The following is an 11,359-nucleotide window of genomic DNA, read 5'->3' on the forward strand; positions in this document are numbered from 1 at the left end:
GAGCGACGTGCGCCGAGGCCGGCCGTGGCGCTCAGCCACCCGCTACCTTGCGAAACACGCGGTACGCGTCGGCATGAAGCTCGAAGCCGATGCCCGGCGCCTGCGGCACGGCCGCGCAGCCGGCGTCGAACGTTTCGCCGTCCACCAGCCCGCTGAACGGACGGAACGCGAACGGACTGACCTCCGCACCGCCGAGCCCGAGCGCAGCGACGACGTACAGCGCGAACAGATGACCGCCGTGCGACTGGCGGATCGCTGCATCATAGGCGCTTGCGCGAGAGCTCGCAGGCGCGTGGCCGTCGCGACGCAGTGAAGTCGTGCGACTTGTCCGGCATCGTCCGAATCGCACCGAACAACATCGGAATGCAGATTAATTTTCCGTCGTGCACGATGCGCATCATGCAAGTCTCAGCTGGTCCACTCGCACCACCGGCACGGCCGAGAATAAGATGGACATCCAATACGATGCGCGTATGATGAATTCGTCCGAGCATGGGTCATTTCGACGACCGCTCGCCCCGCCGTCTGCCCCCACACTGCGTTGCGCATTCATCCGCACGCATTGCCGCCCCTTTCACCCAACCCGTCGCGCCGCGCAGCGGTGATACCGGTCGGATGCGTTCGTCCAGGCGATTTTTCGCGTCCGAACCCAGGAGTTGATCATGAGCATGCATCTCTATCGCGGCTTCGAAATCTATCCACTGATTTATCCGCACGTTGCGTCGCAGAACGGCAACCCGCACAACTACGACGGCGGCTTCGACGCGGCCGTGAAGATCTGTCTGCGCGGCACCGCCGAAACGCTGACCCGCAGTGAAACATTCCGCGTGCTCGAGCACGCGCCGTTCGAATCGGCAGGCGAAGCGCGCCGGGCTTCCCTGCGCTACGCGGAGGAAATCATCGACGGCAATCGCGGCAAGCAGCCGCTCTTTGCCGACATACACTGACGCATTCTGCCTGTTGCGAAAACCAGCCGGCTGCGCTTCATGCAAGCACGAAGCGCCGAGCCGACCCAACCGATCGGCGCCCCTTCGATCGTCACCGCACGCCCGAGGATCGCGAAAGCCGCGATCCACTTGCGGGACATTCACGCGAAACGACGAATCCTCAGGATGAGTGCCTTGCACGCCATCTCGCGTGCGCTTGAATTGCATCGGCCATCGAAGGTTCGGCTGGTCGATGCAAGCCGCCACTCACGTGTCGCTCCACGTCATCCACGCCCGATATCGGCAACGCTTGCCGATATCCGATAGCGCCCCGCAATTTGCCTTTGTACCGTCGCATCGCCTCGCCGATCGGTATCGCACGCGAAAAATGTCGCTGCCGGTCAACAGCGCGTCGCATTTGTTATGGGTTGCGGTCGGATATTTTCTAGATCGCGTGGTTTTGTGCCGAGAAGATACATGTCGCCAGGTGAGCCGAAGCGTGCCGAAGCGCCGCGGTGCCTCCCTGCAACGCGCAATTCATTGAACAACAAACCAGACACTGGAAACAGGGATTGGAGGACGACATGAATGGTAGTCATACGGGCCTGGCGACAGGCCTGAAGCAACGCCACGTCACGATGCTGTCGATCGCGGGCGTGATTGGCGCGGGCCTATTCGTCGGCTCCGGGCACGCAATCGCGGCAGCGGGACCGGCGGCACTGATCGCCTATGCACTGACGGGTGCGCTCGTCGTCCTCGTGATGCGCATGCTCGGCGAAATGGCCGTCGCGCACCCGGACAGCGGCTCGTTCTCGACCTACGCCGATCGCGCGATCGGCCATTGGGCCGGCTTCACGATCGGCTGGCTGTACTGGTGGTTCTGGGTGCTGGTGATTCCGATCGAGGCAACGGCGGCGGCCACCATCCTGAACGCGTGGTTCCCGAGTATCGCGACCTGGATCTTCGCGCTCGGCGTGACGCTGCTGCTGACGGTGACCAACCTCTTCTCCGTCAAGAACTACGGCGAATTCGAGTTCTGGTTCGCGCTGATCAAGGTCGTCGCGATCGCCGTGTTCATCGCGATCGGCGGTGCGGCCGTGTTCGGGCTGCTGCCGGGCGGCCACGCATCGGGCTTCTCGAACCTGGTCACGCACGGCGGGTTCATGCCGAACGGAATCGGTGCGGTATTCGCCGGCATGCTGATGACGATGTTCTCGTTCGTCGGCACCGAGATCGTGACGATCGCCGCGGCCGAATCGGAGAATCCGGAGCGGCAGATCGTGCGCGCGACGAATTCGGTGATCTGGCGCATCTCGCTGTTCTATCTCGGCTCGATCCTGTTCGTCACCGCGATCGTGCCGTGGAACGATCCGCTGCTGCCGGTGCACGGCTCCTACCAGCGCGTGATGGAACTGCTCGGCGTCCCGCACGCGAAGGCGATCATCGACGTGATCGTGCTCGTATCGGTCGCGAGTTGCCTGAACTCGGCGCTGTATACGGCGTCGCGCATGCTGTTCTCGCTCGCGAAGCGCAAGGACGCACCGGCGTTCCTGCAACGCACCGATTCGACCGGCACGCCGCGTGCGGCCGTGCTCGCATCGACCGCGTTCGGCTTCCTGACCGTGATCGCGAACTACGTGGTGCCGGAGCAAGTGTTCAACGTGCTGATCGCGACGTCCGGCGCGATCGCGCTGCTCGTGTATCTGGTGATTGCAGTGTCGCAACTGCGGATGCGCCGCATGCTCGACGTGAGCGGTTCGGCGCTGACGCTGCGGATGTGGATGTTCCCGTGGCTCACGTGGGCAGTCATCGTGTTCATCTGCGGAACGCTCGTCACGATGCTGTTCCTCGACGGCCACCGGATGGAAATCGCCGCAACCGGCGTGCTCGCCGCGCTCGTGCTGATCGCCGCGCGGATCAACCAGCGCAGCCGCGACGCGCAGTCGAGCCTTGGCCGCCGCGGCGTGTCGTCGGCCTGAGGGCGAATCGACGCGCGCAGGCAGGCGCGCGGTTGCCGCTGCCGGCGCATCGGTCGCATCGGTCGCATTGGTCGCATCAGGCTTCGCGCATGTCGAACGTTTCGCGCCCTTCGCCGACGACCGCCGTGCAACGGCGATGTTTCCGACGCGGCCCGGACGATGAGGTCCGGGCCGCGTCGTTCGCGGCGGACATTCGCATCCCAGCCGAGTCTGCGGCCCTACGTCGGCCGGCCGGTGCGATTCGACAAGAATCGCGCCGGCCTTCCTTGTTTCGCATCTGCGCGAGCAGCTGCACTATCCGCGCATCATCATGAGTCATGCAGCGCCTGTCGCCCCCCCGCCGGAATCCGACACGCCGACACGTATCCGGTTCGGCTTCATCCTGTTGCCGAATTTCACGCTGACGGCGTTCTCGGGGATGATCGACGTACTGCGCCTCGCGGCCGACGAAGGCGACAACAGCCGGCCGGTCAGGCTGTCGTGGACGATCCTCGGCGACATGACCGCCCCGGTTCGCGCGAGTTGCGGAATCCAGATCCCGGCGTGGGAGTCGCTGGATGCGCGCCGGGAATACGACTATGTGGTCGTCGTGGGCGGGCTCCTGCACGCCCGATCGGAACTCGACGCGACGACACTCGCATTCATTCGCGCGGCCGCATCGGCGGGCACGATGCTGGTCGGCATCTGCACGGGCGCGTTCGCACTGGCGCGTGCGGGCGTGATGGCCGGACACCGGATCTGCATCAGCTGGTTTCACTACTGGGACTTCATCGAGCGGTTTCCGTCCGTCGATGCGAAGCTCGTGGTGTCCGATCGTCTCTACGTCATGGACGGCCGGCGCGTGACCTGCTCCGGCGGACGCGCGTCGATCGACGTCGCGGCCGCGATCCTGGTGCGGCACATCGAGCCGTCGATCGTCTACAAGGCGCTGCGGATCCTGCTGGTCGACGGGCGCGAAACGGTCAGCGCGCCGCAGCCGCATCCGCCCGGCGTCGCGCCCAACGCGCATCCGAAGGTGAAGCGCGCGATCCTGCTGATGGAACAACACATCAGCCACTCGATCACGATCGACGAGCTCGCGCGACGACTGGACCTGTCGGCCAGACAGCTGGAACGGCTGTTCAGGGAAGCCACCGGCAGCGGGCCGGCCGCCTGCTATCGGGCGATCCGGATTCGCACGGCCGCATGGATGCTCATGCATCTGGACAAGAACATTTCCGAAATCGCGGCGGCTTGCGGATTTGCCGATGCGTCGCATCTCGGGCGCGAGTTCCGGCGCGCGTACGGAATGTCGCCGGGCGCCTATCGTGAGCGTCAGGCACCCTGCGCGATCGGCGCGATAGCGGAACCGGCCGAGCGTGCGACCACGCTCGGCGAGCTGTTTCCGAACCGGAACGAGTTCTATTGAACCGGAATCCCTCGCGGGTCATCCCGGCCGCAATCCCTGTTCGTCGGTATCGGCTGAAGGGTGCGGCGCAATGCGTCGGAACGACCGGCGCCCTTGCGCAGGCCGAACCGATCAACTCGCTCAGGCGAACACGAAGTACTTGCGCACCGTCTCCACCACTTCCCAGGTCCCCTTCATCCCGGGTTCGATGACGAACACGTCGCCGGCTTTCAGGTGCACCGCTTCCTCGCCTTCCGGCGTGATGATGCAGTAGCCGTCGAGGAAATGGCAGTACTCCCATTTCTCGTAGTTCACCTCGAACTTGCCCGGCGTGCAGATCCAGGTACCCATGATCTTGCTGCCGTCCTTGGAGAGGTAAGCGTTGAGGTTCACGGTGTGCGGATCGCCGCCGATGCGCTTCCACTTGGTCGCATCAAGGACCGGCGTCGGGCAGGTTTCGCGCAAAACGGTGATGAAATCGGACATGTCGGCTCCAGACTAACGATCGTATAAGAGGTCTGTCACGTTAGTTCGAAAGCGTTGGCGGGGCTTGTATGCTTCCGACACCGACTCGTCTATTTTCGACACCGGCGCGCGGGGCGGTGTGTCGTGAGCGCGTTCCGTTGCGCCTTGCGTCGGGACTCGCGTTGCAATTCTGACGCGAGAGTGTTACATCGTCTTGCAGTCGGCCTGTTCGCGTCACTGGCGTTGGGATGGGCTACCACTAAGAATTCAGCGATGACCGTTGCACTTACGCAAAACAACTTGTTCTATGCCTGATCTTTCAAACTATACGGGCACTCCGCCGAGTGCGTTCGCACTGAGCGTTATCCATGCGCTGGAAGCTGCCGGCTTTACTGTCGCTCCCACGACGCAGGGCCCAAATAACCAGAGAAAGACGCTGCGTATCACTTGGCGCGGTGTGCATGTCGGGAATATGCACGAGAACCTCTGGGGGCATAATCCCCCGTATGCTTGCTTGTACCGATTCGAGAAGAATCGCGCCAAGGCTCCTCCGAACTTCGACAAGATCGAATTCGCCCTGCGACATGGGTGTGACCCGAATCTATTGCAGATCAATAGTGACTACAGCGGTTCGTATCTTTGGGTCCAGGACGAAGCGACGTGTCTACTTCTGATGCAAGACTGGGCGAGAAGGATCGACGAAGAAAATCGGCTTGAGTTGGACTGGTCGGAGCCAGAATTGAGAGCGTCGGTCGTCGCGTATCTCGACATGGCACGTCGGCTCCGGGATGGACAACCGGTTGTAAAAAAGCAGGTCTATCGAGACCTCTCCGCGAAAATTGGTCGATCCGAGAAGTCGTGCGAATACCGGATGCAGAACATCTCCCACGTCTTAGCCCTCATGGGGCGGGACTGGATACCCGGCCTCCCACCGGCAAAGAACGTTGGGGTGCGGGTTACCGAGCAGATAGAAGCTCTCATCTGCGAATTGGAAGGTCGACATGAATCACACACGGCTGCCGAAGCGGCTACGGTCGCCAAGCTTCGCAAGACGCTGAAGCAACGCCCTGCAGGAAGCAAAACGCCTAAAAAGACCACATCGACCACGACCAGCGTCGTACGGGATCCGCAGGTCAAAGCTTGGGTGCTGGAGCGAACAAATGGGACATGCGAGGCTTGCGACCAACCGGCTCCGTTCATCGGGGCAGACGGCTTCCCATTTTTGGAGGTCCATCATCTCCGCAGACTTGCGGACGACGGATCGGATACGCCGACGAACGCGGTCGCCGTTTGCCCTAACTGCCATCGACGACTCCACTTTTCGGAAAATGCTCGTGCTTACCGAGAAACGCTCTATGAAAAGGTAGCTGAGCTGGTGCGCGAATAGAAAACTCAGGATTCGAGCGGACAACCGCTGTACGTCGCCCATGCCGATTCGATAAGCGAAGCCAGCACGCCGCCCATTCTGAACCCCGGAATGTCTTCGAGAAGCATCAGCAGTTTCTCGGTGAAATCTGCTCGCGAAAGCTTGCCGCCGAAATCTTTGTGAACTGCCGTAGGCAGATCGCGAATCTGGTCAATGGTCAGCGGCGGGAAATCGTCGTGGTGTTGGGTATCGTCCATACGACGACTATCCGGCCATTCCATCAATCGTACAACGGCGAGTAACTTTCAACTACGGGTAGTTCGCAAAAAGCCAGAACAGGCGGCCGCAGGATTTCCAATCTCTTATCATGAGCGTGCAGTCCCATTCCAGCATGTCGCCAGCGAACGTGATGAAGACCAGCCCCTCACTCAACCCACTATTGCAGATCCTGCATAGAAAGCTCAAAGAGCCAAAATCGATCGCCGAGGTACGTCAATACTTCGCCGGGATGACGCCTGCGGATGTGCTATACCAGGCACACGTAAAAGTTCTTGCCCGTGCTCACAATATGTCTGGGGCATCCTTTATCCAGCACACCACCGGACTATCGAGATCGCAGTTGCGGCTAGGGGTGCGGCGTCAGTCCACCCTCGACCGTGCGATGCAACGTCGCATCGCAAACATGCGATCGCAACTCCGCCGCAAGCAATGGAAACCCGAGGAAATTGCGGAGTTCGAGGCCGGGTTCCCCGGCCTTCGCTCGGACTTTCCGACCGGCTACGCCGATTTTACTTATGCTGCCTTTTACGGATTTGGCGGCGGCGAAGAAGCCATCTCTCATGCCATCGAGATCGACAGACTGATCTGGGATCTGGAACACGCGTATCGCGACGGTATGCCGCCTGTCCAAATTGGGCAGATATTGCGTGATTGCTCCATCTTCGATGCGGAGCACTTTGACCGTCCGGAAGGCCAACTCGCGGCAGATTATTCCGAGCGACAAGCGCTTGCGGAACTCGCCCAGACCTCATCGTGGGAGGAGGCAACACCCCTCATCGCTGTGATCGGCGTCCATTGCCTAATCTCCCTGCTAGCGATCTTTGATATCTGCATACAGAGATACCTCGGCCCTGTCTGGTCAGATTCCATCGACGGCTCGGTGGTGACTCGATTGTTTCCGCGCCTGTCCCCTCGTGCCGCCGTTGAGACTGACCGGCCAAGCCGGCGCGGTTTGGTCGAATTGCCAGTAGCGCTGCTGCTGGACTTCAGTGTTCGCCTGATTTACCGCTCGCGCAATGGCCAGTGGCCGCGCAAACGACCGTCCTGGAAGGAGGTCGCGTGCTGGACCACTTCCGTGTCCACTGGACTTTTGGCACAGTGGAGATCCGGACAGAAGTCAATGACCGCCGCAGACTTCGCGCGATTTTGGTTGGAGGCATCCTCCACGCCAAGACGCCAGCGGCATCCCCCTCCGATACCCATGCCGCTCTATTTCGCGGCCATCATGCTTGAGACGTGCTGCGTCACTTGGAAGAGGCAAGGAAAGCACCGCAGCGTCCTGCTCCTAAACCGAGACGACTACCTGGCCCGCCGCCAACGCTTGATGGAAGCCTCGGCCACGGGTGCATCGGGTCGGAGCGCCTAACTTTTTTACTTATCAGCCAAGCGTTCTTCCCAGTCGTCCGGCCGCTCGTCCTCCCCACGAGACTGCCAATAGGCGTCGTTGTTCGGGTTCAGTTGATCGGAGTGGTTGTCGAGATCGTGCTTTTCCATGCTGGATTTCTCCTCGTTTCACCTGCCACATGGCAGTGAGCCAATGGTGCCGCTCAACACTGACGAAATAATCCCGAATCTTGACGATTTGAAGCGAGGGCCTGCTACTTCTTAAACCGATCAAATGACACGATGGCGCCCGCCTCCTGCATGACCGTCCGCGTAGATCGGGCATTCGAAGTTGCCGAACGAAGGACCGCCAAATCCAAGACTTCCGCAGGGGCACGGAAGTAGTTTTCGCGCAAACAGCAGAGTTTCATCACGTCGTTTGCAGAATAGCCCAGGTGTTGCGGAATCCGTTCAGCAGGGACAATGCCCTCGTTAACAAGAAGCTCCACGGTGCGCCGGAGCAAGCGTGGCATCTCGGGCTCCCACTTTTCGTCGCCCGGTTCAGCCTTCGAACCCCAACGCGCAGATCGCCGCTTAAAAAGCGATAACTTTTCTTCATCACTAAGCAGACCGAGCGCGTGCAACCGCATCATCATGGCGGCGACCGATGCCCCCCAACGCTGCTTCAAGATAAGTAGGTTGTCTAAATTCGCGGGAATGCGAATCTCGGATGCAAACGTTTCCGCCGGAAGCAACAGCGCACCGGCAAATTGGTGCGCTTGCTTTTCCATCTGGTTGTAGCGGTCTCGCTCGTCAGCTCTCGGTATGTGTTTGTGTAGGACAAGATGACCAATTTCGTGCGCTAGGTCGAATCGACTCCGGAAACCATTGGCCTTGTCCGCCGAGAGAAATACAATCGGCCGCTCAAGCAGTTTGCTCCAGCTCGAAAGACCTTCGATTGCCGAAATATCGGTTTCCTCCCGCACGATGAGGATCCCCGCACCCTCAGCAGCCAAAGCCAAATTTTGGATCGGACCGCGACCCAACTGCCAAAGTGAACGGCACTCTTCAGCCGCCGCTTCGATGTCAGCATCGCTAATTTGCTCGGGATCTTGGTAGGAGCGCTCGGGAAGATTCAACTGCGGGAAATCGACGTACTCGCTCAAAACAACCAAAATCTCCTGCGTCCATTCCGTGCGAGCCTCTAGCTTAGCCCGAGCAGCTTTAAGCGCCGATGCGTTGCTACGGTATAGCGGACTAGACACACGCGGCAACACCGGACGCGTCAGCCAGTCCGGCTGGACATTGAGCACGGAAGCCAAGCGCTCGAAGGTTTCCGCCTCAGGTGCTTGGTCACCCTTGCACCACTTCGTAACTGTTGACGCCGCAACGCCGACAAGGCTCGCTAGCTGGCCTTTCGTAAGGCTGCGTGCGGCGAGCGCCTGTTCCAGGCGTGCGGGCTGAAGATCGTTAATTCCCTTGGTCATTTCCAGTTTGCTTCTTGGGGTGCGTCTTGAGTTTGGGCAATGCATTGTCCGGCTGCTCCGCCGCGTCCGTGTGCTCGTACAAGCTCAAGAATTCGGTCACCGACTTCATATACAACCAGGACTTCATATCGGGCGCTGGCAGCGCCAACATGACCTGAGTCAGCTGAGCGATGCCATTCTCGTCAACACCATCCATCACGCCGAGAATGAAAATGGTGCCAGCCGTCGCTTCCGACGCGTCATCGAACAAGTCGCCCTGCACGTATTTGCGCTCGATGCTTTTGTTGACTTCTGCCAACGTCTTGCGCGTCGCACTCCGCCGCAAATTCACCCACTGATGTCCAGGGACATTCAAACGTGCGACGTGGAAGATACCCCAGCGCCCCACAACGAGACGGGTGCCACGGAGCGGCGTCGGATCCCCGCCGTGAGCCAACAAAGCTTCGTGAAACGCCTCATTAATATAAAAGTGCTTCACTTGACCCGCGGCAGACGGGCGGTGTCCCTGCGCAAACTCGGACGCGCGGGTGCGGCCTTTTACATCTCCATTGTGATACGCATCCTCGCAAGCCATCAGCGCATCGCGCGGGATGTTTTGGACGATGAGTTGTTCCAGAGCTTCGATACCATCAACGGGCGAAGTCGCCATACAGGACACACCGTAGGTTGTTTTCGAGTAACGAGAATTTTACCACCAAAAGTTTCGCGTGCAAGAGAAAATCACTCGATTTACGTTCGCGTCCGAACCCGAAGCTGGCACTGTCAGCGACGCCACCTCTCCAGCATCGAGCCGTGCCAGTTTCGCTGCCACCGCCCAAAACCTCCCGCTTGCCATTCCCACCCGAACCCCTGTAGAATTGCTCGTTCTGCGGGCGTCGTATAATGGCCATTACCTCAGCTTCCCAAGCTGATGACGTGGGTTCGATTCCCATCGCCCGCTCCACACACCACCTAGCCTGTTGATTCCACTGGGTTATGTGCGTGCCTGACGAGCATCTCCGCAAGACTCCTACATCGGCGTCCTACGGTGGCTCAAACCTCCTGCCTCTATCGTCGCCCTAGCGGCATCTATGTTGTCCGGCTCGTCGTCCCCAAGCGGCTGCGCGCAGCAGTCGGCAAGAACGAAATCCACGCGTCCAGCCGACTTCGAGAGTGGGAAGCCGCTAAACTCGTCGCCCATCGGATTCAGTCGCATTGGCGCGAGCACTTCATGACGTTGGACATTGAAAAACTGAGGGCGGAAAACCCGCTGCTCGACGGCGCGGGCATGATTTCCCTTGTGGACGCTGCCCGAACAAGCCCATTGACGTGCGGGCCATGAAACGCAAGGTCGATGCAATCGAAAAGTATCTGGGCCTCACGATCTAGTGGTGCAGAACTCGGGATAGTATCCGGGATACATTCCGGGATAGTTCTCGGGATACATCACGGGATAGTTAGACCGATAATTTTCCTTGTAAATCAGTGCGTTACAAGAAATTCCGTTCCGTAGCCTGTAACCAGTAACCGAGTAACGAAGTATCCGAGTAACCATGGGCGGCTAGCGCCGCCCCTAGCTTTTTTGGCATTCGGATTCAACGGTTGATGTTCGCCATCCATATTGCATCGCGGAAATCGAGCGCTCCAGGTATCTGCTGAACACGCGGCGCGTGCCGACTCAATGTCGACGGTCTCGCGCTCTGGTATTGAAGGCACACCACACCGTCTGATGCTTAACCCTCCGCGAAGGCTACTTCTTCAGGCCGCACTTACGGAGCGCCACCATGACCTCTGCAACCATGTGCGGGTTCATACCTTCGATCGTCAACAGGTCGTCGATAGTCAAGTCTTGAAGTTGAACCACGCGGGTTAGGTCGGCTCCCAGCAACGCATCTTCTGACCGCTCGGAGAGTTCAAGGTCCTCGACCATGATGGGTCCTTCTCGCTCCTTCTGCATTTCTTCTAACGCCTTTGCAAACCCGGACCCAAAGCCGCCATCGTTCGGGTCGAAGCTCATAACAACTTCGCCCTTGACACCTTTGAACACGATGTAGCGCATTTCTTTTTTTGTCATTTTCGAGTAGCTCTCTTTAGTCGGCCCTGAACAATTCACTTTTCCTTGCGGATGAGTTCATGCCGCCGACAGCGCAGCGGTTGTGACGCTGAGC

12 protein-coding genes, 1 tRNA gene and 1 pseudogene are annotated in these 11,359 nt (G+C 59.7%); 7 read left to right on the forward strand and 7 right to left on the reverse strand.

Features of this window, described 5'->3' with window-relative positions; translation table 11 throughout:
• Positions 1-31 precede the first annotated feature (31 nt).
• A pseudogene (locus DIE15_RS19945) lies at positions 32-241 on the reverse strand (mandelate racemase); the annotation flags it as partial.
• A 421-nt stretch (positions 242-662) separates the two neighbouring features.
• Here DIE15_RS19945 and DIE15_RS19950 point away from each other — a divergent pair.
• The 3 genes from DIE15_RS19950 to DIE15_RS19960 all read left to right on the forward strand — a co-directional run bounded on the left by DIE15_RS19950 (position 663) and on the right by DIE15_RS19960 (position 4,313).
• A complete protein-coding gene (locus tag DIE15_RS19950; protein ID WP_057928471.1) occupies positions 663-947 on the forward strand; it encodes a hypothetical protein in 285 nt (94 codons plus the stop codon).
• 563 nt (positions 948-1,510) lie between these two features.
• Positions 1,511-2,905: a GABA permease gene (gene gabP / locus DIE15_RS19955; protein ID WP_124834147.1), complete on the forward strand. Its 1,395-nt coding sequence runs from the start codon at positions 1,511-1,513 to the stop codon at positions 2,903-2,905.
• 310 nt (positions 2,906-3,215) lie between these two features.
• On the forward strand, positions 3,216-4,313 hold the full coding sequence (locus tag DIE15_RS19960) for a GlxA family transcriptional regulator (RefSeq protein ID WP_124834148.1): 1,098 nt from the start codon (positions 3,216-3,218) through the stop codon (positions 4,311-4,313).
• Positions 4,314-4,433: 120 nt separating this feature from the next.
• On the opposite strand, the gene DIE15_RS19965 is transcribed toward DIE15_RS19960, so the two are convergent.
• Positions 4,434-4,778 (reverse strand): cupin domain-containing protein, encoded by a 345-nt coding sequence (locus tag DIE15_RS19965; RefSeq protein ID WP_006752094.1) that lies wholly within the window; start codon positions 4,776-4,778, stop codon positions 4,434-4,436.
• A 286-nt stretch (positions 4,779-5,064) separates the two neighbouring features.
• Here DIE15_RS19965 and DIE15_RS37755 point away from each other — a divergent pair, with 286 nt between their 5' ends.
• Positions 5,065-6,144, forward strand: coding sequence for an HNH endonuclease signature motif containing protein (locus DIE15_RS37755; RefSeq protein ID WP_260428292.1), 1,080 nt, complete (start codon positions 5,065-5,067; stop codon positions 6,142-6,144).
• A 5-nt stretch (positions 6,145-6,149) separates the two neighbouring features.
• Here the strand turns inward: DIE15_RS37755 and DIE15_RS19975 are convergent, their stop codons facing one another.
• Positions 6,150-6,380, reverse strand: a complete 231-nt coding sequence (locus DIE15_RS19975) for a hypothetical protein (protein ID WP_124834149.1) — start codon at positions 6,378-6,380, stop codon at positions 6,150-6,152.
• Between the two features lie 110 nt (positions 6,381-6,490).
• On the opposite strand from DIE15_RS19975, the gene DIE15_RS19980 reads away from it, so the two are divergent.
• On the forward strand, positions 6,491-7,768 hold the full coding sequence (locus tag DIE15_RS19980; RefSeq protein WP_124834150.1) for a hypothetical protein: 1,278 nt from the start codon (positions 6,491-6,493) through the stop codon (positions 7,766-7,768).
• A gap of 5 nt (positions 7,769-7,773) precedes the next feature.
• Here DIE15_RS19980 and DIE15_RS37760 read toward each other — a convergent pair whose 3' ends face one another.
• From DIE15_RS37760 to DIE15_RS19990, 3 genes are all read right to left on the reverse strand, one after another.
• Positions 7,774-7,896 (reverse strand): hypothetical protein, encoded by a 123-nt coding sequence (locus DIE15_RS37760; protein ID WP_260428293.1) that lies wholly within the window; start codon positions 7,894-7,896, stop codon positions 7,774-7,776.
• 104 nt (positions 7,897-8,000) lie between these two features.
• Positions 8,001-9,212, reverse strand: a complete 1,212-nt coding sequence (locus DIE15_RS19985) for an XRE family transcriptional regulator (RefSeq protein WP_124834151.1) — start codon at positions 9,210-9,212, stop codon at positions 8,001-8,003.
• Positions 9,196-9,861: a hypothetical protein gene (locus tag DIE15_RS19990; RefSeq protein WP_124834152.1), complete on the reverse strand. Its 666-nt coding sequence runs from the start codon at positions 9,859-9,861 to the stop codon at positions 9,196-9,198. The genes DIE15_RS19985 and DIE15_RS19990 overlap by 17 nt, the downstream gene beginning before the upstream one ends.
• A gap of 219 nt (positions 9,862-10,080) precedes the next feature.
• Between DIE15_RS19990 and DIE15_RS19995 the strand changes: the two genes are divergently transcribed.
• A tRNA-Gly gene (locus tag DIE15_RS19995) sits at positions 10,081-10,155 on the forward strand.
• 84 nt (positions 10,156-10,239) lie between these two features.
• Positions 10,240-10,533, forward strand: a complete 294-nt coding sequence (locus DIE15_RS20000) for a DUF6538 domain-containing protein (RefSeq protein ID WP_185734507.1) — start codon at positions 10,240-10,242, stop codon at positions 10,531-10,533.
• Positions 10,534-10,941: 408 nt separating this feature from the next.
• Here the strand turns inward: DIE15_RS20000 and DIE15_RS20005 are convergent, their stop codons facing one another.
• The gene (locus DIE15_RS20005; protein ID WP_124834153.1) at positions 10,942-11,265 is read right to left on the reverse strand and encodes a DNA-directed RNA polymerase subunit alpha C-terminal domain-containing protein; all 324 of its coding nucleotides are present in this window, start codon (positions 11,263-11,265) and stop codon (positions 10,942-10,944) included.
• Positions 11,266-11,359: the final 94 nt, after the last annotated feature.

The sequence above is a fragment of the Burkholderia sp. Bp9031 genome (genome assembly GCF_003857965.1).
Classification (GTDB): Bacteria; Pseudomonadota; Gammaproteobacteria; order Burkholderiales; family Burkholderiaceae; genus Burkholderia; species Burkholderia ambifaria_A.

Coding starts and splice junctions, on each gene's coding strand:
- DIE15_RS37755 (WP_260428292.1), top strand. CDS start 5,065: ATGCCTGATCTTTCAAACTATACGGGCACTCCGCCGAGTGCGTTCGCA.
- DIE15_RS19950 (WP_057928471.1), top strand. CDS start 663: ATGAGCATGCATCTCTATCGCGGCTTCGAAATCTATCCACTGATTTAT.
- DIE15_RS37760 (WP_260428293.1), bottom strand. CDS start 7,896: ATGGAAAAGCACGATCTCGACAACCACTCCGATCAACTGAACCCGAAC.
- DIE15_RS19965 (WP_006752094.1), bottom strand. CDS start 4,778: ATGTCCGATTTCATCACCGTTTTGCGCGAAACCTGCCCGACGCCGGTC.
- DIE15_RS19985 (WP_124834151.1), bottom strand. CDS start 9,212: ATGACCAAGGGAATTAACGATCTTCAGCCCGCACGCCTGGAACAGGCG.
- DIE15_RS19990 (WP_124834152.1), bottom strand. CDS start 9,861: ATGGCGACTTCGCCCGTTGATGGTATCGAAGCTCTGGAACAACTCATC.
- DIE15_RS19975 (WP_124834149.1), bottom strand. CDS start 6,380: ATGGACGATACCCAACACCACGACGATTTCCCGCCGCTGACCATTGAC.
- gabP (WP_124834147.1), top strand. CDS start 1,511: ATGAATGGTAGTCATACGGGCCTGGCGACAGGCCTGAAGCAACGCCAC.
- DIE15_RS19980 (WP_124834150.1), top strand. CDS start 6,491: ATGAGCGTGCAGTCCCATTCCAGCATGTCGCCAGCGAACGTGATGAAG.
- DIE15_RS19960 (WP_124834148.1), top strand. CDS start 3,216: ATGAGTCATGCAGCGCCTGTCGCCCCCCCGCCGGAATCCGACACGCCG.
- DIE15_RS20005 (WP_124834153.1), bottom strand. CDS start 11,265: ATGACAAAAAAAGAAATGCGCTACATCGTGTTCAAAGGTGTCAAGGGC.